General features: G+C 50.2%; 13 protein-coding genes and 1 riboswitch. Of the genes, 5 read left to right on the forward strand and 8 right to left on the reverse strand.

Translation table 11 applies throughout. From position 1 onward, the window contains the following. The first annotated feature begins 105 nt into the window (after positions 1-105). A riboswitch (cyclic di-GMP riboswitch) is annotated at positions 106-191 on the forward strand. A gap of 71 nt (positions 192-262) precedes the next feature. Continuing rightward, positions 263-2,323, forward strand: a complete 2,061-nt coding sequence (locus tag L2731_RS09640) for an Ig-like domain-containing protein (RefSeq protein WP_249252897.1) — start codon at positions 263-265, stop codon at positions 2,321-2,323. A gap of 407 nt (positions 2,324-2,730) precedes the next feature. Here L2731_RS09640 and L2731_RS09645 read toward each other — a convergent pair whose 3' ends face one another. From L2731_RS09645 to L2731_RS09680, 8 genes are all read right to left on the reverse strand, one after another. Beyond that, a complete protein-coding gene (locus L2731_RS09645) occupies positions 2,731-4,440 on the reverse strand; it encodes a hypothetical protein (protein ID WP_249252899.1) in 1,710 nt (569 codons plus the stop codon). Between the two features lie 478 nt (positions 4,441-4,918). Continuing rightward, positions 4,919-5,707, reverse strand: a complete 789-nt coding sequence (locus tag L2731_RS09650; RefSeq protein ID WP_249252901.1) for a DsbA family protein — start codon at positions 5,705-5,707, stop codon at positions 4,919-4,921. Between the two features lie 32 nt (positions 5,708-5,739). Continuing rightward, positions 5,740-7,110, reverse strand: a complete 1,371-nt coding sequence (locus L2731_RS09655) for a sigma-54 dependent transcriptional regulator (protein ID WP_239850289.1) — start codon at positions 7,108-7,110, stop codon at positions 5,740-5,742. 420 nt (positions 7,111-7,530) lie between these two features. Continuing rightward, the gene (locus L2731_RS09660; protein WP_249252903.1) at positions 7,531-8,409 is read right to left on the reverse strand and encodes an MBL fold metallo-hydrolase; all 879 of its coding nucleotides are present in this window, start codon (positions 8,407-8,409) and stop codon (positions 7,531-7,533) included. Between the two features lie 88 nt (positions 8,410-8,497). Further along, positions 8,498-11,545: an efflux RND transporter permease subunit gene (locus L2731_RS09665; protein WP_249252905.1), complete on the reverse strand. Its 3,048-nt coding sequence runs from the start codon at positions 11,543-11,545 to the stop codon at positions 8,498-8,500. Beyond that, a complete protein-coding gene (locus tag L2731_RS09670; RefSeq protein WP_249252907.1) occupies positions 11,542-14,790 on the reverse strand; it encodes an efflux RND transporter permease subunit in 3,249 nt (1,082 codons plus the stop codon). The genes L2731_RS09665 and L2731_RS09670 overlap by 4 nt, the downstream gene beginning before the upstream one ends. Positions 14,791-14,804: 14 nt before the next feature. Continuing rightward, positions 14,805-15,869 (reverse strand): efflux RND transporter periplasmic adaptor subunit, encoded by a 1,065-nt coding sequence (locus L2731_RS09675; RefSeq protein ID WP_041511552.1) that lies wholly within the window; start codon positions 15,867-15,869, stop codon positions 14,805-14,807. 533 nt (positions 15,870-16,402) lie between these two features. After that, positions 16,403-17,689, reverse strand: coding sequence for a citrate synthase (locus L2731_RS09680; protein WP_041511551.1), 1,287 nt, complete (start codon positions 17,687-17,689; stop codon positions 16,403-16,405). 412 nt (positions 17,690-18,101) lie between these two features. On the opposite strand from L2731_RS09680, the gene sdhC reads away from it, so the two are divergent. The 4 genes from sdhC to L2731_RS09700 are packed head-to-tail and all read left to right on the forward strand — an operon-like array spanning position 18,102 to position 21,323. Then, positions 18,102-18,497 carry a succinate dehydrogenase cytochrome b556 subunit gene (sdhC, locus tag L2731_RS09685; RefSeq protein WP_041511550.1) on the forward strand — a complete coding sequence of 132 codons (396 nt, stop codon included), beginning with the start codon at positions 18,102-18,104 and terminating at the stop codon, positions 18,495-18,497. Next, complete coding sequence (gene sdhD / locus L2731_RS09690; protein ID WP_041511549.1) at positions 18,491-18,838, forward strand: succinate dehydrogenase, hydrophobic membrane anchor protein; 348 nt, start codon at positions 18,491-18,493, stop codon at positions 18,836-18,838. Before sdhC ends, sdhD begins: the two co-directional genes overlap by 7 nt. Beyond that, positions 18,839-20,605 (forward strand): succinate dehydrogenase flavoprotein subunit, encoded by a 1,767-nt coding sequence (gene sdhA, locus L2731_RS09695; RefSeq protein ID WP_041511548.1) that lies wholly within the window; start codon positions 18,839-18,841, stop codon positions 20,603-20,605. It begins immediately after the preceding gene. A 10-nt stretch (positions 20,606-20,615) separates the two neighbouring features. After that, positions 20,616-21,323, forward strand: coding sequence for a succinate dehydrogenase iron-sulfur subunit (locus L2731_RS09700; RefSeq protein ID WP_239850295.1), 708 nt, complete (start codon positions 20,616-20,618; stop codon positions 21,321-21,323). The last annotated feature ends 74 nt before the right edge of the window (positions 21,324-21,397 follow it).

Below are 21,397 nucleotides of genomic sequence, written 5' to 3' on the forward strand. Positions count from 1 at the left end.
ATTGATTAAAAAATGATCAATTTTTGGTTGAGATTGACTGAGATTAATTGCTAGAATGCCCGAATTCTCTGGGCTGAAGCAGCCTGGAGGTTTAGTTCGAAAGCACTCTCGAAACGGCAAGCATTAAGTAATTAATGTACGCAAAGCCACAGGCCCTAATTGCATAGCAAAAGGGTGGCTGGGCTACCGAATGAGCGTTGATAGAGCCTTGTACTTGTACTTGGAGCTTTCGAAGTGATGTTGACTTTGAGAGGTCCTAGCTATGAGTTCAGTTCATTGCGCTGTTGCGCGTACCAATTCTACATCTACTTTCCTGAAAACCCTCGGTTTTGGCTTAATGGGGGCTGGCTTACTGTCTGCGTCAGCTATTATGCCTGTTCATGCTGATACTCATTCATCTATATCAGTTGCTCAAAGCGAAGTCGGTGAACATCAACTAAAAGGTGTCTTGAGTGTTGCCTATACCGACTATCAGGATGGAGAACTCCCAGAATTACATCATAAGTTGACGCTGGACGACGGCAGTGTCGTGCCTTTCAATCTTGTTGGGAAAAACCTCGAGCTGAGAAATGGCCAGGAAGTTACGCTGCCAAATAGCGTGCTTAAAAATCCTAATCTCTATCCTGAGCAAATTACCTTATTTGACGGCGGAGTCAGCTCTGCGACTTCGACGACTAGCAGTTTAGATGCCATCACCGTGACCGGTGACCGCAGCGTGCTAGTGATGCTGGTGAAATTTGAAAACTCTTCGAGTGAATATGCAAGTGTCGAACAAGCGAATGACTTGGTTTTTAATCAAGGTAATGCATTCTATCTGGAAAACTCAAATGGGAACGTCAGTTTGAGCGGCGATACCATAGGATATTTGACCCTTCCGCTTGATAAATTTGTATGTGATACCACAGCTATCGGTAACGAAGCCGACATAATAGCCCGTGATCAAGGCTTTGAGCCAAATGACTATGATCACGTGATGTATGTGATCGAAGCAAATCTGGGTTGTCGTTGGTCTGGTCAGGGCACTGTGGCAGGTTACCCAGGGCGTACCTGGATTAAAAATTTCCAGATTAAGACAGTTGTACATGAACTTGGCCACAACCTTGGGTTACATCACTCGCACAGCAAAGATTGTGGTGAGTCTGTTAGTGAAGGGACTTGTTCAACAACTGAGTACGGTGATATCTACGATGCAATGGGGGGAGCCGATGAGGGAGCCCATTTCAATGCATTCCAAAAGGAACGCCTGGGTTGGTTAAATAATCAAGTTACCACTGTGACCAGTGACCAAGTGATCACCTTAGATTATTACGAATCTTTAGAAAGCAACAGCACCCTTGCTGCAAAAGTCTATCTTGGTAACGACGCGAATGGTAATGCACGCTACTACTACTTGGAATATCGCACTCCAACGGGATTTGATGCATTTTTATTCGACAAATATGCCAACCTAGCAGATTCAATTATTCTGCGTGAGGGGACTGAAAACACGCCTGGTAGCAGCTACCTACTCGATAGTACGCCCATGAGCACCAGCAGCGATTGGACCGATAGTACCATAGGTGTTGGCCAGACTTTTTATGATGCAGATAATGGTGTGACAATTGAGCTGCTGGCAGTTGACGGCTATCAGGCAACAGTAGGCATTAGTCACTCAAGCGCAACCACTTGTATCGCCAAGGCGCCAAGTTTAACCGCTATGTCTTCGGGTAGTATGCAAACCTGGGAGCAAAAAAGCTTAAGTTATAGCCTGACTAACAACGATTCTGCAGATTGTCCAAGCACCAATGTGTCACTTGCCGCGACTCTGCCAACAGGATGGACTGGTCAGTGGGAGCAATCTGCCATGACGCTGGCACCACAGCAGACTGTTACCGTTAATTATACCCTGACAGTTAATGGTGATGTAGGTGCTCAGCAGCTCGCCTTGGTTGCAACACCTAGTAACGGTAAGACGAATGCTGAACTGTTGCAAACTATCACGGTAGAAGCGACGAGTGTTAACACGGCACCAGTTGCCCTGGCAGATACACTGACACTCAGTAGTAAGACAAGTGGCATTATTAGCGTATTAGGCAATGATAGCGATGCCGAGGGTGATCAGCTTACTGTTGTTACGGTTAGCGCACCGGCTAAGGGAAGTGTGGTGATTAATAGCGATAACACTATCACTTACATACCTGCTAAGTCATTTAAGTCGAGCGATAGCTTTACTTATACGATAAGCGATGGTGAGTTGCAGGCCACGGCAACCGTTAAAGTCAGCCTGACAACTAGTTCTGGCGACGGTGGTGGAAAGCCTGGTGGTAAAGGCAAGAACAAATAGTTTTAGAGTGTATTCTTAACAAAAAAGGGCCATAAGGCCCTTTTTTGTTGGCGTTGACAAGTAGTCACAACAAGGCTTCCTGCAATTGTGCTGTGATTTCTTTCAGGGCTTTATGGCTTGCCGCCGCTATTTGCTATGCATCCCAGAATCCGTTACCTAAAGTGCCCATTCTTGAGGTGCCGAGGATGGGAAATCGAGAGTGGCAGAGTGACATTTCGCCTGTTAGGTGGATATTGGTCGAGAGATGATTTCGTCGAGGTGAATGGTAATACCTTGGGGAGACAAAGACTCGACTAAGTCTAAGCCTTTACGATTATTATCACCAATGCCAACACGTCTTTTATCATGCTGGCTAAAAAAAGCCACCTGCGAAAGCAGGTGGCTGTGTCATTACTCCGAATAAATCTCTATTCAGGTTGAGGTTCAGGTTGTATTGGGCATAATGGACAGGTTGCCGTTACCTCATCTGTCAATTCTTCAGTTTCATTTACATCAAATATTGAGTATGCAGAAACAGTGACTGTATTTTGAGAATTCAGTCTATTGCCAGTAGGTAGCGTGCTAGGTCTGTAAGTATCAGATATTATTGCACAAACTGGATCGCCATTGACTAGGCCCGGTGCTTCTAGACATAGACCATTGTCACAACTACCGACTGCACAGTCTGTATCGAGTTCACAGGCTTGTGCTATGTCTAATGTATAAGATGCCAATAGATCAACGGTCGCATCAGTAATGGTTGCGTCTAGTGGGACATCACCTAAGTTACAAGAGACGATATCGTAGTCGACACTCAATATTACCTCGCCACCATCTTCAACCAGCTCTGATGTACAGACTTTGGTTAAATCAATCGCTGGGTTGAGATCCAAAGAGCTACATTCGATAGTATATTCGTCGCTAGCTGAGGAGCTACCAAAGTCTACAGTTGCCTCTATGGTGTTCATTGGTGGATTGTCATCGGTAAAGAAAGTGCCTGAATAGGTGAACGATTCTCCACCTGGGAGTCCTAGTCCGCCGTTGAAATAACCAACTGTTTCGTCAATGACAACATCATCGCTTGTGTCTAGAGGTGTACCAGCATCATCCACTAGCATGAGTGGGAAGTCAGCATCATAAGCACCCGAACCGTCATTGGTAACGGTTGCTTCGAATGAAGCGACATAGGTTTTCGTTGTGTTGTCACTGGCTAGCGCTAGTCTTTCTACCTTACAGGTTTTAGTGACCATGATACTACATAGTGGGAATTCACCACCGATGAAGTCTTTAAGCTGAGCGGTTTCAGAACGTGAGGAACGCGTTTCAATTAAGAAGCTGCTAAAACATGGGATATTATCTCCCAAGATCTCACTAACGTTCACTCGACCCTCAAAGAATGATTCGTGGGGATAAGTAGCTGTTGAGCCATCTTTGGCCATATAGTCCCACACTGTCATCTGTGAGTCGTCTTCGTTGGTGATCGCACAGGCTTCTTCCGCCACATTTAGCGCGTCACATTTAGCACTGGTGGCTGCATCGGCCTCAGAGTTGTAGAGCACTTTCAGGTTGTCTGACACATCACCGCCGCCTTCAAGCCATTCCATGACTTGGACGAAGGGTTCTGCATTACTGCCTTGTGGATACTCCATCACAATAAATAGGTCGCCATCTGTATGTTGACCGGTAAATCGATTGGCTCCGTCAGGGCCAACATCGGCCTGGAAGAACCAGAAACCGAAGATCGCGTCACCACTGTTGGCATAACGGTCGGCGCCAAAATAGAAGATGAGATCGTTATTACCGTCACGATAGGCCGCGGCGATACCGTTTCTAATATCATCTTTATCGGGGACGGAACCGTCCTTGTACCACCACTCGGTGACATCGTTGATATCTTTCGAGCCCCCTTTCCAGAAGATTGTCTTGGGTGGCAGATCCGGTATAACGCCTGCTTGACCTGTTTCTCTATCGACTGAAATTGCTATTGCTCCAGCGCCGTTCTCAATGACTTGCTCCCAGTCATTCATATTGTCATATTTTACGTTACCGTCGAGTTCGAGTTGATCGTCGGCGGCAAATGCGCTCGCAGCGGTAAAGCAGGCTGCACAACACATGATTGCAAGTTTATTGAATCTCATTGTCGTATCTCCTACAAATTTGATGACTTCTGTTCCTTGTTGCTATGGCTTAACTTCTGCCATCAAAACCAGGATCATTTTCTCAAAAGTGTTTACTTAGACTTACTTGTTCGGCGTATGCCGCTTTTTAGTAACTGCAGAGGATGTGAAAAAAAGGCTGTCCATATGCAGTATCCAAATCGATGTTCTATTAACAGCAAGCATTAGGCCAAAAGGGTAAGTCAATGATATTCAGTGCTTTGTGTGGTTTATGGTTTAGGTGGGGGAGCCGGTGTGTTACAAATGTGGAACACAGTGCAAAGTTCAAACTTGAGGTGGACAAGAGCCTAGTGATGGGCGAAAAGAGTTTCGGATTCGTCAATTTTTGGCAAAGCTAAATGAGAGATATTGTGCGAGCCTGGTTGTTGCGCCGCAAAGTTGAAAAGTGAGCAAATTAAAGGTCCTTCGTTCAAAAACACTTTGCGGCGATTTATTTGAGTTAGTTGGCTTGGGGAGACGGTTCCAGGGCATCTATGCTGGCTTTAAAGACGTCAAAACTTTGCGCCCCGATAAGAAGCTTAGGTTTGAGCAGCCGATTGTTCTCCAGTCTTCCTATGAGGAAGCTTGGGGTGCCACGAACACCTACCGATGAGCCATAGCTTATATCTTGCTTAATCTTATTCATGATGGCTTGATCTTTCAGGCAGGCAGTGAATTTAGTCATGTCCAGAGAGAGCTGTGTCGCCGTGTCTTGGTAGAGTTTTTCCCCTAGCTGTCGCATGTTTTTAAACAGCGCATCGCGCATAGGCCAATAGGCGTCTTGTTGCAGGCTACAGTTGGCGGCAATGGCAGCCCCTTTGGCCTTAGGGTGAAAACCTAAAGGGAAGTCCCTAGCAATATACTTCACCATGCCGGTGTCGATATAGTCGCTCTTGATCTTGGTGAAGGTATTGTCCATATATCGCTTGCAGTAGGGGCATTGAAAATCTGAAAATTCAATGATGGCTATTCGAGCCGTGGCTTTTCCTATGGAGGGGAGTTTACCATCCTCATCTGGGTTGTTTTGTGTCGGTAGATTGCGATGTTGCAGCTTCTGGCCTCTCATGACTACTGTGTGTATCTCTTTGATCTGACTGCCCATGATGGCCACTTGTTGTTGAAGTTGGCCAACCTCTTGTTTCAGATAGGCAATCTCCTGTTCTTGTTTGTCATCATTTGTTTGCTGACAGGCTGCAGCGAAAAACAGTAAAGATAGGCAGACTATCACTGTCGAATGAGTTGATGGCATAAGTCGATCCTCGTTTGGTGCCACTGACTTGGCTATAGCTTAATCTTGCACTTCTTGATGAGGCGATAGAAAGTCGTTCGGGAGATGTTGAGTTCACGGGCCGCCGCCGAGATGTTGTGGTTATTGCGCTTAATGGCGGCCAATAGCAGTTCGGTATCAATTTCGGTTCTGTGTTGCGCCAGATCGACCACATCGGAGTCATCGTTTGCCGAACATGCGAATTTAATGCCCAGGTTGGCTTCGGTGATGATGTCGCTTTCGGTCATGATGATGGCGCGTTGAATGCGGTTTTTAAGTTCGCGCACATTGCCCGGCCATTGGTAGTTGGTCATGGCGAGTAATGCGTCCTGGTGAAACTGAAATTGACGATTGGGTGGAGCAAGTTTAGTTAAGTAGTCTTGAGCCAAGAGAGGAATATCTTGCTTATGTTCTCTCAGGCTGGGTAACTCAATTTGTATGATATTGATTCGGTAAAACAAATCCTCTCTGAATTTGCCCTCTTCGACGGCATTCTCGAGATTAACATGGGTCGCGAATATGATGCGGCAATCCACTTCTGTGGTCTTTTGACCACCGATACGCTCGATGTAGTGCTCTTCAAGAAACTGCAGCAGATTGATTTGCAATTCGAGTGACAGATCACCAATCTCATCTAAAAACAGAGTGCCTTTGTTGGCGCGCTCGATTCGGCCTATGTATTGCCGGTCGGCGCCGGTGAAGGCGCCTTTCTCGTGACCAAACAGCTCTGAATGGATCAGCGTTGGCGGCAGGGCGCCACAGTTAACCGTGATAAAGGGGCCATTTTTACGAGACGAGAGTGAGTGGATTAAGTTGGCGCACAGGCCTTTTCCCGTACCGGTTTCGCCACCTATCAACACAGTTTCATCTGACTTGGCGATCTTATAAAGGTTGTCACGCAGGGTTTGCATGACCTTAGATTCACCAAAGAAGAAAGATTTTGACTGGTGTGTAGTCTGCTCTTTGCTCCAACGTTCATTTAACTGAGCCATGCCACACAGGTGGCCCAAGGTGTGGTTGAGTCGTTGCCAATCTATAGGAAGGTGATGAAAATCCAGGAAGTAATCTGTAAAACAGAAACACAGATTATCCATCTTCTTAGGACTGTCTAAGGAGATCGCCAGCCAGAGTAAGCCGGGTTGGCGCGCTGAGAGTAGTTCTATTGCGCGCAGCACAACCTGCTGATGGGGGAGATCTATGATGGCGATGGCGATTTGGCAAGGGAACGACTCTAGCGCCTTGTAGGCCGCACTAAGGGTGCCAGCATGATTGAAATGCCACTGGGAAGCGTTAGTTTGTTTATCGGCAAGACATGCCTCATCCGTGAGGTTTAATACCAATATGTTACGTTCCTTGTGAGTTAAATTCCTCTTACGGTTACTCACGCTGAATCCTTAGCCGGGGCCCCAAGACAGCCAATGCATTTGCTATATAGGATGCTTAAATTTTAGGAAAGCTTGGTGCGAACGCAAGTTGATAGTGTATCTAATTATGATTATTTCCATGTGCAGTCAATGCCACCGAAGATGCCTTGTGGTGCGTAGAATCGCGGGGATTATCAGCCTGGTTTTAATGGCGCTTTGCTCCGAGTTCTCATCAAGCTCATGTGTGCTTGTTTTTATGTGTTTTTTCCTAGAATGGGTGCATTGTGTGTCTTGATAACTGCGCTGTTATTGAGGTGGAATTATGTTGGCTCATGAAGTGGTGGCAGGTTTTACCATGAAAAAGCGCAGCCCTTACAGCTGCGCTTTAATTTGTCAGGTTGGGACTGGTTTGCTGTTGCCAGAACTACTACCTCTTATAGGTTAGTTCGCCTTAAGGCCGTTATAGAGAGTCTCTATCCAGGTTTCCTGAGAGATAAATTGCCACTCCCATTGCTTGAGTGCCTCGGGTAGGCCTTGTTGCTTGATCGCGCCGAGCGACTTGCCCGATTTCAGCTGGGTGTTCATCCAGTCGATAGAGGTGTCTAACATCTGCTTGAACTTGATGAGATCCTGCTTGTTGGCGAGACCGCCGTGGCCTGGGATGATTTTAGCCTCGTCATCGATCTTGGCGAGGAGTGTGGCAACGTTGTCGCGAAAACCGCCCACAGAGCCGCCGGCCTTGAGATCGATAAAGGGGAATCTGTCCTTAAAGAAGAGGTCACCCATATGTACCACTGGGGCATCACGCCAGAAGATCACGCTATCACCATCTGTATGGCCCGCTGGCAGATACATCAGGGAGAGGGTGTCGTCATTGAAGTGGATCTTAATGCCCTGATCATAAGTGATGCTGGGTAAGGCCTGTTTGCTATAGTCTTCGTCACTTGCTAGCCGTTTGAGCACATTGTCATGGGCGAAAATAATGCCTTGTTGGCCAAAGATGCTGTTACCGCCTGTATGATCCCCATGGTAGTGGGTATTGACGATATATTTGGGCTTACCGGGCTGAATGTTGGCCAGAGCAGCGCTGATTTTATCTGCCAGTGGCGCAAATTGATCGTCGATGATCAGCAGGCCATCTTCCCCCGCCGATACGCCTATGTTGCCGCCCGCGCCACTTAGCATGTAGACCTGTTCAGTCAGTTTAGTTGCTGTGATTTCGACCTCGGCAAATTTATCATCGGCGGCCAGGCAGCCTAGGCTTGTGCCGTAATTGCCGATGAGCAAGCCTGCAAGGGCGAGACGTAAGATGTTGTTCATAAGTGGACCTTCTTCTTTATTACCGATTCAGTTTATATAGTTGCATAATAAAAAGGCTGCAAGATGCAGCCTTTGATTTGGGGAGTCTTTAGTGTGCCCAGGGCATGATGCGCCGGGTGAACCTGTCGGCGTTGCCTAGCTTGATCGCCGCCTGATGGCGCATGCGATACAAGGCCTGATAGCAGAGTGGCACCAGGTATAGACTGGTAAGCGTCGAGAAGCTCAAGCCGCCAATGATGGCGATCGCCATAGGCGAATAGGGTGGGCCACCGCCTCCAATCTGGGTATCACCCATGGCCAGAGGGATAAGGCCCAGCACCGTGGTACCTACAGTCATGAGTACGGGACGCAGACGGGTGATACACACGGCTTCTATGGTGGCCGACAGGCGATCCAGCTCGGGTGTCTTCTGGTTGATCTGGTCGACTAACACTATGCCGTTGTTCACTACGATACCCATCAAGATCAGAATCCCTATCATCGCCATGATCGACATATTGGTGCCCGTCAGCAGCAGCGCCCAGAACACCCCAGTGATGGAGAAGAGGATAGAGGTGATGATGGCCGTTGGCAGCAGCAGGGATTCGAACAGGGCGGCCATGACGATATAGATCATGGCGATGGCCAAGATCATATTGGTTGCCATGATGGCCTGATCTTCATCCTGACGCTGGAAACCGCCCCGTAGCGAGTAACCATAGCCTGCGGGGAACTGCACCGCATCCATCACCTGGGTGATTGCTTTTTGGGCCTCTTCCGTGGTCATCTCATCCAGGTTGGCACCGATAGAAAGCGCGGTCTGACGATCATAGTGACGGATAGTATCGAAGCGCGGACGAATCGAGATCTCGGCCAGACTCTGCAAGGTATAGACGCGATTGTCCTGACGCACTATGGGCAGCTCTTTCAGTCTTTCGAGCGACTCACGCCACTGTTTATCGTAGGCCAGCTCGATACGTAGCTCACCGCTGGGATCGTGTCTGAAGGAGCGCAGCGGCGACCCCCTAAGAGCCATGGACACGCTGCGGGCAAGCTCACTCAGGCTGAGATCCAGTCTCGCTGCCATGGTGCGATCCAGCTCGATGATCACCTCCTGCTGTGTGCTGTTAAGCTCAGAGCGCACATCGATAAGACCGTCTATCTTGGCCAGCAGCGGCACCACCTGCTCACTGATGGTGATCAGTTCGCTGGTGGAACGGCCTGTGAGGGTGACACGTATGCCGTTGTTGTCGTTACCCCAGCCAAATTGTGGCTTGGCGATGGAGAACTTGGGGAAACCGTCGCGGATCTTGCGCTTAAGCGCCTTGATATCTATGTCGGAATCTTCCTGTAGCAGCAGGGTTGATTGGCCTCTGTCGGCCGAGAAGTAGCTGTAGACAGAATCGATATAGAATTCCTCTTTATTGGCGTAGAGGTAATCTTCCATGCGGTTAATCATCGCCTCGGTGACATCTAGGCTATGACGCCCCTCCACCTGGTAGTTGATGTAGAGACGGTTGTTGCCCTCGCCGTCGTTTTGATCTTGTTGGACCATGCTCAGCGGCAGTGCCGTCGAGGCCAGGATGATCACGGCAATCAGCCCTGAGCGTTTGGGTCTGTGTAAGATCCACGCCAGGCTGCGTTCGTAGAAAGACTCGAGCTTGCTCTGCTTTGGGTTAGTGTCGATGTCGAAATGCAGCTTAGTTAACATCAAGGGGATCAATGTTTTCGCCACTAACAGCGATGCCGCCAGCGAGATACAGATGGCGATGGCCACATGCTCCAGGAAGATGGTTAGCTCTACCTTGACGCCGAAGATATTGGGCAGAAACACAATCGCCGTGGTGAGTGTACCGGCCAGTACCGCCAGGGCAACCTTGTTCACCCCTGTGAGTACGGCTTCGGATGTCGAGGCCTTGCCTTGATGCTGTTTCTCCTGCAGCACGCTCTCACTGACCACCACCGCATTGTCTATCAGCATGCCCACCGCAAGCAGTAGCCCCATCATGGAGAGGATGTTCAGGCTGTAACCTAAGAAATACATGCCCGCCAGTGTCATACACAGGGAGATGGGCACAGAAGAGACCACAACCAGGGTCATCTTAAGGTTGCGTAAAAACAGGTAGAGCACGGCAAAGGAGAGCAGGGCGCCGATAAGACCTGCCGCTAGCAGGTCCGATAGCGAGGATTTCACCCCATAGGCCTGATCTTCCATGATAAACAGCTTGATGCCGTTGAATTGCTGATCTTGTTTGGCCGCCTCGATCACCTTGAGCACACGCTCAGAGACATCCACCAGGTTGGCACCAGACTCTTTGAACACATCCAGGCCAACTGCGTACTTTTGATCTAAGTGTCGACCGTCTAGGCGCTCGGGCAGGGCATAGCGAATGCTGGCGATATCGCCCAGGGTGACGCCAGGGATCAGCACTAGGGCAGAAATATCGTCGAGATCGCGAAACTCACCCTTTGGCGATACCTGATACACTCGGGTGTTCGCCCTGAGTGTCCCCGCGCTGACGATGAAGTTCTCCTGTCCCAATCTTTGCTGCAGCATGGCACTACTTATTCCTGTGGCACTGAGCTTATCGGCATCGATTCTTATCTCTATCTGCTTCTGCTCGACGCCATACAGGGTCACCTGAGAGACACCTTCGACTCGCTCTAACGGCTTCTTCAGCTGTTTATCCAGCAGATCGAAGGCGCCAGAGAGCTCTCGTTCACTTGAGATACGTATTGTCAGCACAGGCATGTCGGCGGTCGAGAACTGACGGATAAAGACGCGTTCGACATCTTTAGGCAGCAGGTGGCGCACCGCATCCACCTTTTCCCTGGCCTCCAGGCTCTTGGTGGAGACATTCTCGCCCCACTTCATTCTAAGCTCGATCTCGGCGCCGTTTTGCGACGAGCGGGATCTCAACTCCTCGATCCCCCCCATGGTGGCGAGGGACTCTTCTAGGACGTTGGTGATCTCACGCTCCACCTCGGCAGGGGTTGAGCCCTTGTAGGGGACTTCAATCAACACCTGGGGCATCTCGATGCCGGGAAACATCTCAAGCGGCAACAGGCGACTCGAGGCCAGACCAAAGAGCAGTATGGCCACGAAGAACATGCTGGTGGTCACGGGTCTGGCAAGGGCTAACCGGGTGATATTCATGCTGATTCTCCCTCATGAGCCACTTCGGCCGGCGCGTTAAAGGCCTTGCGATCGAACAGGGCGTATAGCGCTGGGATCACCACGAGTGTCAGCAGGGTGGCCAATGACAGACCGAAGATAACGGTGATCGCCATGGGCGCACGTACCTCGCTGCCATCGCCTAAGCCCAGTGCCATCGGCGCCAGACCCAGAGCCGTCGTCATCGTGGTCATGACGATAGGGCGCAGACGTGACTTGGCGGCCTCTTCGATGGCGCTGAGTTTTTCGATGCCTTGTTGACGCAGCTGATTGATGCGATCGACCAGGACGATGGCGTTGTTAACGACGATACCCGCCAGCATGATAAGCCCGATGAAGACCACTACACTCAGGTGGGTCTGAGTAATGAACAGGCCAAAGATGCTGCCGCCTACCGCCATAGGTACGGCGATAAGAATAAGCAGCGGATGCACCAGGGACTCGAACTGACTCGCCATAACCAGGTACACCAGGAAGACGGCCAAGATCAGGGCGATCTGCAGCGACTGGAACGAGTGCTCCATCTCTTCATTCTGGCCGCCGAAGCGCACCTGAATCGAGCTAGGCAGATTCTGCTGGTCTATGATGCTTCTCGCCTCCAGCACGGCGTCGTTAAGATCGCCATAGGCGAGGTTAGCTGACACGATAGCCACGCGTTGCTGGCTGATACGGTTGATGGCAGAGGGGCCCAGATTCAAGGAGACATCGGCAACGGCGCTCAGTGGAATAGGCTGATTGCTGTTGGGGTTGATGATCATCGAATCGATATCGCTTATCTGGTCGCGCTCCTCGAGTTCGCTGCGCACCAGGATGTCGATCTTTCTGTCGCGTACCGTGTATTGGCTGGCCACAGTGCCACCGATGCGCTGGGCGATGCGGTTAGCGACGGTTGGCGCGTCCATGCCCAACGCGGCGAGACGAGCATGATCGAAGCGGATGCTAAGCTCTGGCTGGCCATCACGCAGGCTGGTGTTGAGGTCGGCGAAACGATCTGAGTCCGACAGGGCGCTGATGAGGTTATCCGCGGTCTGTTTAAGTTGGGCCAGATCATAACCAATCACTTCAATCTCCAGTGGTGTCTTGAAACTAAACAACTCCGGATGTTGGATCTTGGCCTCCAGCTCAGGGATACGCATAGCCGTGATGCGCAGCACTCGGGTGACCGCATCGAAGGCTTGATGATCGGCGAGTACCACCTGCAGACGGCCCCAGTTTTCGCCGCCGCGCGATGTATCTGAGGTCATCAGGCCGCCGCTACCGGCTTGGCTGTAGGCATGTTTAACATCTTCTCTGTCCTTGATGGACAAGGCCAGCTTCTGTAGGACTCTGTCGGTTTCACTCACCTCAGTGCCCGGAGGCAACAAGACCTCGACATAAAACTCACCCTGGTTCATCGGCGGAATCAGCTCCATGCCCAGTCTTGGCACTAGGCTCATGGTACCTATAGTGAGAGTGAGGGCGATGGCCATTGTTAGCCAGCTGAATTTCAGCGCCTGGCGCAGCAGCTTGTGATAAACCCTCTCGAGCAACTTATAGAACCAGTTAAATACCGCGCTGATGGGGCGCATGATCAGGCCCGCAAGCCAGGATAATGCGCGGCTAAGCATTAATACCAGTGTCAGCAGCAGTGATGGCAAGTAGCTAAACAATAGCACGAAGGGGAAAGAGCAGACGGTGGCGCCATAGTGCTTTACCTTGGCAAACTTAGTGTCGAGAACCGGCTTTTCGCGTTTCTGCACCAGATGTGGCAGGGCCTTAAAGCCTTCTCGCGATGCCAACATAGGAATCGTGGTGAGCGCAACCAGCAGCGAGGCGAGTAGGGCAAAGGTCACTGTTAAGGCTTGGTCAGAGAAGAGGGCGCCGGCAACACCGTCGACAAATACCAGTGGTACAAATACCGCCAGCGTCGTCATGGTGGAGGCGAAGATAGCCCCAGCCACCTCTTTAGTGCCTGTCACCGCGGCGTCGAGCTTGTTCATGCCCAGCTTGCGGCAGCGGTCGATGTTTTCCAGCACCACGATGGCATTATCCACCAAAAGGCCCACCGCCAGCGCGATACCGCCCAGCGACATGATGTTGAGACTGATGTCGGCGAAATACATCATGTTAAAGGTAGCGATAACCGAGAACGGGATCGAGATGGAGATGATAAGGGTCGGCACTATGTCCCTGAGGAACAGGTAGATCACCAGCATAGACAGCAGACTACCTATCAGCGCCGCCGAGGTCACCTCGCTCACGGCGCTCTCGATAAACTCTGACTGGTCATAGATCACCTTAAGCTCCGCCTTCTCGTTTAGCTTCTTCAGGGTATCGAGCTTAGCGGTGACTTTGCGGGCCACGGCAACCGTGTTGGCATCGCCTTCCTTATAGATGGCCAGCTCGATAGACTCGGCCGAGCCGATACGGGTGATGTCGTTGCGCTCCTTATGGGCGTCGATGATGTCCGCCACCTCGAACAGACGTACCAGGGTCTGGTTATCGCGATAGACGATGATCTGACCCAATTCATCTAAGGAGTTGAACTGGTTCAGAGTACGAACCAGGTACTCTTTCTCGCCCTGTACTACCTTACCGGCAGAGAGGTTGATGTTTTCGGCGGCGATACGCTCGCGGATCTTGTCGGCGTTCAGGTTAAGCTGAGTCAGCTTCTCCTGGTTCAGCTGAATATGCACCTCTTGCTCCAGACCGCCCGAGAGCCTGACGGCGGCGACACCGCTGAGTGACTCCAGCTGACGCTTAAGCTCCTCCTCGGCAAAGGTGCGCATCTGCTTGAGTGACTGATCATCGGCGTCGGGCAGGGAGAGCGCCAGACGCACGATTGGGTCTAAGTTAGGGTTAAAGCGTAGCAAGAGTGGCTTCTTGACATCCAGTGGTAGCTCTATGGTATCTAGCTTTTCCCTGACCTCCAGGCTGGCCATATCCATGTCAGTGCCCCATTCAAACTCGAGCACCACGTCGGACATGCCTGAGCGGGAGATGGAGCTAATCTTGCGCAGCCCCTTCACTATACCGGCGGCTTCTTCGATAGGCTTAGAGACCAGCTGCTCTACCTCTACCGGTGCCGCGCCTTCATATTGGGTGCGTATGGTGATGGTGGGGTAGCTGAGATCCGGCAGGAGTTTCACCGCCAGGCGAGAGAAGCCCACCATGCCAAACAGGATCACCGCCAGCATAAACATCCACACGGATACCGGCCGTTTAACGGAAGTATTAATAATCGACATAAGTTAAGTTCCCGTTATTGTTGTGCGCGAGCAACGTCTAGTTGGCTGATCACTTCAACTAAGGATTGATCTTTCAGGTTTTGTTGACCGCGGATCACTATCTGCTCGCCCGGCTCTAGCCCTGAGACTACCTCAACGGTATCGGCCTCGCGATAACCTAGGGCAACTTCGCGGCGCAGGGCATTTTCACCCTGGACGACATACAGGGCGTATTGGTTGTCCTGATTGACTACGGCGTTGTAGGGCACTGTGATCACATTGCTGTGGGTGTCGTATCTCAGCTCTACGCGAGTAAACATACCCGCCTTAAGCTGTGCGTTTTGGTTGGGAACCGATAGCGTGACCTTAAAGGTACCGCTTTGGGGATCCACTATGGGGCTGATCCGCAGCACCTTGGCATGTATGGTCTCTTTGGTATGCTTGTTGGCATAAAGCTCGGCCTCCTGGCCTAAACGCAGGCTCTGAAGCTGTGCCTCTGGCAGGTGCACTATGCCGTATAGCTCGTCTTGATTGACCACATAGAATAGCTGTTCAAACTCTTTAGCCATGTTGCCGGCCTTCACGTAGCGCTTGGCGACCACACCGTCGATAGGGGAGCGCACCATGCTCTCCTGAACTTGCAGCGCGGCAAGGTCGCGCTTGGCAATCGCCGCTTGTAGGTTATATTCGAGTTTGGCCATGGAGTCGGCGCTGATGAACTCTTTATTGCTCATCTTCTTCAAACGGTTGAGCTCCTGCTCGATGATCTCCACTTCGGCCTGCGAACGGGCTAAGTCGTAGCGTTGGCGCTTGGCATCGATAACCGCTAACAGCTGTCCCTTGGTGACGCGATCGCCTTCTTCTACCTTAATGGATTCGATAAGCCCGGCAATGCGACTGACCACGTCTGCTTCCTGAGGGGCTTCCAGGGTAGCTGTAGTGCTATAAAAAGAGGAAACATCACCTTGTATGACGGTCGTGGTTTCGACGGGGACGGCGTACTTTTCTTCTTCTTTCTTTGTTTCCTCATTGCCACATGCACTGAGTACGGCAACAAAAAGTAGGGGGAGTGCCAACTTAAACTTTGAAAAAGATTCCATGTGAAGATACCTATGTTATTTATCCAATTAGCCTTAGTAAGCACAACGCGTGCCAAAAAGTTAAACCTATTTATATCAGTTGCTTACATCAAATCCTGCCCGGGCGCGGTGAGTTTGTTAACTGGTTTGTAGCGAAAATGTTTAACATGTGATGCTTTTGACTAATCTACAGTTAAGACCTATTGCCAAGGTCAGTGCAAATTGGATTTGATACAAAATGTATCTCAAGTATTAACCCTATCTTGCATGGCGACGATGACACAAACCAAAGGGCGCAAGGGAGTCGGTCGTCGATAAAAACTCAAGGCACCAAACTTTAGTCATATAACTTTAGTCATATAAAGTAGGGGGGTTAACACTCCTCATATAAGCTTCGGCGTTTAAGGCTGGATATAAAAGGTCAGCGACAGAAGGGTCGGCATCAGAAGGCGCGGAAGTCAGAACGATGTGGGATGAAATGGAAGAAGGAGGGATGAAAGAGAGGCATAAAAAAAGCACCCCTAGGGATGCTTTTTAAGATTAGGCCGCAGTGATTAACGCTGGTCCAGTTTGACGAAGTCGCGTTCTGCCGAACCTGTGTAGAGCTGGCGTGGACGGCTGATCTTGTGACCAGGCTGATCCAGCATCTCTTTCCAGTGAGCAATCCAACCAACGGTACGCGCAAGGGCGAACAGTACGGTGAACATGCTGGTTGGAATGCCGATAGCCTTCATGATGATGCCCGAGTAGAAATCGACGTTTGGATAGAGCTTCTTCGATACGAAGTACTCATCTTCCAGTGCGATACGCTCAAGTTCCATCGCCACATCCAGTAGTGGGTCATTAACCTTAAGCTCTGCAAGTACTTCGTGACAGGTTTCGCGCATAACCTTGGCGCGAGGGTCGAAGTTCTTGTAGACCCGGTGACCGAAGCCCATCAGACGGAAAGGGTCTTCCTTATCTTTAGCACGAGCGATGAACTCAGGAATACGATCGACAGTACCGATCTCTTCCAGCATGTTCAGGCAAGCTTCGTTAGCGCCGCCGTGTGCAGGGCCCCATAGTGAAGCGATACCCGCTGCGATACATGCAAATGGGTTGGCACCCGATGAACCGGCTAGACGCACGGTAGAAGTCGAGGCGTTTTGCTCGTGATCCGCGTGCAGAATAAAGATACGGTCCATGGCGCGCTCGATGATTGGGTTAACCTTGTACTCTTCACAAGGTACCGCAAACATCATGCTTAGGAAGTTGCCCGCATAGCTTAGGTCGTTACGTGGGTATACAAATGGCTGACCAATTGAATACTTGTAACACATAGCGGCGATAGTCGGCATCTTAGAGACTAAACGAAACGCCGCAATTTCGCGGTGATGTTCGTCGTTAACGTCAAGAGAGTCTTGGTAGAATGCAGACAATGCGCCTGTCACACCACACAGCATGGCCATTGGGTGTGCGTCACGGCGGAAACCACGGAAGAACGAAGCCAGTTGCTCGTTAACCATAGTGTGAGTCTTAACCGTGTAAACAAATTTGTCGTATTGAGCCTTGTTAGGTAACTCACCGTAAAGCAGTAGATAACAAAGATCTAAATAGTCTGAATCGACGGCAAGTTCGTCGATCGCGTAACCACGGTGTAAAAGTATACCTTGGGCGCCATCAATGTAAGTGATAGCTGATTCGCAGGATGCTGTCGCTAGGAATCCTGGGTCAAATGTAAAATGACCTTTGCTACCGAGTTTGCTGATGTCGATAACATCAAATCCCGCCGTTCCTTTCTTGATAGGCAGGTCAATCGAATCGTTCCCTGGTAGTTCCAATTTGGCTATATTATCAGCCATACCCCGTTCTCCTTACTTCATTCTTATGTGAGTGCGGCTTTGTCAAACGCCAATACTTTACAGTGAATCTAGATCACATTTCAATTTAAATAAGCGTTTAAATTCGTTAGACCATGGTCTTAATTTGACGTAAGTGCCCGCCAATACAGCGACTTGGCAGATTTTTTTACCAAAAAAACAAAATTTGCATAATGTGATGTTTGTATTTGACATTTGTGGGGCGTATACTTGCTTCGGCTCGAAAGAGCTGCAAACAAACCAATTCGAAGACCATTATTTACATACTTATTTAGTGATTTTTGAATTAGTTAACTGTTTGTTTCAACTTTCCTTTTGAGGCGAGAGGAGGTGGTAAGTTTGCTTGCTGGTCAAATTTCGTTCGAAAGAGGTTCAATAACAAAAATAATGCTCAATGGAGCAGAGTGAGCAGAACGTGAAAAAGCAAAGACCTGTCCATCTAGATCTGCAGACCATTCGCTTTCCTGCAACAGCGATTGCGTCAATCCTACACCGTGTCTCCGGTGTCATCATGCTGTTTGCCGTCGGCATTCTTATCTGGATGTTGAGTGAATCACTCGCATCTGCTGAGAGTTTCGCAGGCATTCAATCTCTATTTGATACCTTTATCGTTAAGTTCGTTGTCTGGGGAATTCTGACCGCACTGGGTTACCACCTGATTGTTGGCGTACGCCATCTGATCATGGATACCGGTCGTTGGGAAGAGTTGGAATCGGGTAACGCTTCAGCGAAAGCCGCCTTCGTTATTGCTGCGGCATGGTCAATCATTGCGGGGATTTGGGTATGGTAACAAATGCAGCGAGTCTTGGACGCAGTGGCGTTCATGATTTTATTCTTCTTCGTGCTAGTGCCGTGATCCTTACTTGTTACACCATTTTCTTAGTAGGATTCATCGCAGCTAGTTCGCCTCTCACTTATGACGTATGGCACGGTTTGTTCAGTGCTTTGCCGATGAAAGTGTTTACGCTTCTTGCCCTGGTGGCCATCCTGGTTCACGCCTGGATCGGTATCTGGCAGGTGCTTACCGACTATGTTAAGCCGGTAGCCCTTCGTGGCGTACTCCAATTCGTCTTCGTCGTAGCAGCACTTTCTTACTTGGCTGCTGGCATTGTTATTGTGTGGGGTGTTTAAGTGAGTATTCCAGTACGTGAGTTTGATGCAGTCGTAATTGGCGCCGGTGGCGCGGGTATGCGAGCTGCACTACAGATTTCTAAAGAAGGTAAGAGCTGCGCGCTGTTATCTAAAGTATTCCCAACCCGTTCTCATACGGTTTCGGCCCAGGGGGGTATTACCGTCGCCCTAGGCAACGCCCATGAAGACCATTGGGAACAACACATGTACGATACCGTTAAGGGTTCCGATTTCATCGGCGACCAAGACGCGATCGAATTTATGTGTCAAACCGGTCCTGAAGCCATTATCGAACTAGAGCATATGGGTCTGCCATTCTCTCGTTTCGAAAACGGTAAAATTTATCAGCGTCCTTTCGGCGGCCAATCGAAAAACTTCGGTGGCGAGCAGGCGGCACGTACCGCTGCGGCGGCTGACCGTACCGGACACGCCTTGCTGCACTGCCTATACCAGCAGAACGTTAAGCATAAGACTGAAGTTTTCTCTGAGTGGTATGCACTTGATCTAGTGAAGAACGAAGACGGCGCCATCGTAGGTTGTACTGCAATCGAAATCGAAACCGGCGAGATCGTTTACTTCAAGTCTAAGGCCACTATTCTGGCTACTGGTGGTGCGGGTCGTATTTACGCCTCTACTACCAACGCTCACATTAATACCGGTGACGGTGTTGGTATGGCGATGCGCGCTGGCGTGCAGATGCAAGACATGGAGATGTGGCAGTTCCACCCAACCGGTATCGCCGGCGCGGGTGTACTGGTAACCGAAGGTTGTCGTGGTGAAGGCGGATACCTGCTGAACAAAGATGGCGAGCGCTTCATGGAGCGTTATGCGCCAAACGCGAAAGATCTGGCATCACGTGACGTGGTAGCACGTTCTATGATGACCGAGATCCGTGAAGGTCGCGGCCTTGACGGTCCACTAGGCCCTCACTGTCTACTTAAGCTAGATCACTTAGGTAAAGAGACCCTAGAAGCACGTCTACCAGGCGTTTGCGAACTGTCTCGTACCTTCGCGCACATCGATCCGGCCGACGGTCCAATCCCTGTACTGCCAACCTGTCACTACATGATGGGTGGTCTGCCTGCTAAAGTTAGCGGTCAGGTGATCCGTAAGAACGAAGATGGCAGCGAAAGCGATGTGGTTGGTCTGTTTGCCGTGGGTGAGATTGCCTGTGTATCGGTACACGGTGCGAACCGCCTGGGTGGTAACTCACTACTCGACCTCGTGGTCTTCGGCCGGGCAGCCGGTCAGCACCTGGGTAAGGCGTTGGATGAGACTGCAACACCGAAAGATGCGAGCGATGCCGACATCGCTAAGTCACTTGAGCGTCTCAATCGTTGGGAAAGCAACAAAGACGGCGAAGACCCTGCGCAGATCCGTAAAGATCTTCAGCTTTGTATGCAGCTTAACTTCTCGGTATTCCGTACCGGTGAGGCGATGGCAGAAGGCCTCGAAGAGCTTAAGGCGATTCGTGAGCGTCTGGCTAACGCCAAGCTGTCTGACAACTCGAAAGAGTTCAATACTCAGCGTATCGAGTGTTTAGAGCTAGACAACCTGATGGCGACAGCGATTGCAACAGCTTATGCTGCGAACTTCCGTCAAGAGAGTCGTGGTGCGCATTCACGTGAAGACTTCCTCGAGCGTGATGATGAGAACTGGTTGTGCCACAGTCTGTTCAATCCTGAGACTGAGCAGATGACCAAGCGTGCGGTGAACATGGAGCCTAAGCTTCGTGAAGCCTTCCCGCCGATCAAGCGTACCTACTAAGGAAGATAAGATGAATTTGAAGATTGCTATTTATCGCTATAATCCTGAAGTAGACGCTAAGCCTTACATGAAGGATTACACGCTGGAAGTGGCAGACGGTACCGATATGATGGTGCTGGATGTCCTGATGCAGCTAAAGATACAAGACCCAACGTTGGCGTTCCGTCGCTCATGCCGTGAAGGTGTATGTGGTAGCGATGGCGTTAACATGAACGGTAAGAACGGTCTGGCCTGTATCACGCCTATTTCTACTTTCAAGGGTAAGAAGCTGGAGATACGTCCACTACCTGGTATGCCTGTGGTTCGCGACCTGATTGTTGACCTGACTCAGTTCTACAAGCAGTACGAGAAGATCAAGCCTTACCTGATCAACGACGACAAGACACCGGCCCGTGAACATCTGCAATCGCCAGAAGAGCGTGCGCACCTGGACGGTCTGTATGAATGTATCATGTGTGCTTGTTGTTCAACGGCTTGTCCATCATTCTGGTGGAACCCAGACAAGTTCATCGGTCCAAGCGGTTTGTTGCACGCCTATCGTTTCCTTATCGATAGCCGCGATACCGCCACCGAAGAGCGTCTGTCTGAGCTCGATGATGCTTACAGCGTATTCCGTTGCCATGGCATCATGAACTGTGTTGACGTTTGTCCTAAAGGACTCAACCCGACTAAAGCAATTGGACACATCAAGTCTATGCTGCTTAAGCGAGCTGTCTAAATGCAACACACTGAGCTGATTTTAATAATTATATAGCTCTTTTGAGAGTCACTTCTTCTATGTGAGAAGTGGCT

Source organism: Shewanella aquimarina, from assembly GCF_023349185.1.
In the GTDB taxonomy this organism is placed as follows: domain Bacteria; phylum Pseudomonadota; class Gammaproteobacteria; order Enterobacterales; family Shewanellaceae; genus Shewanella; species Shewanella aquimarina.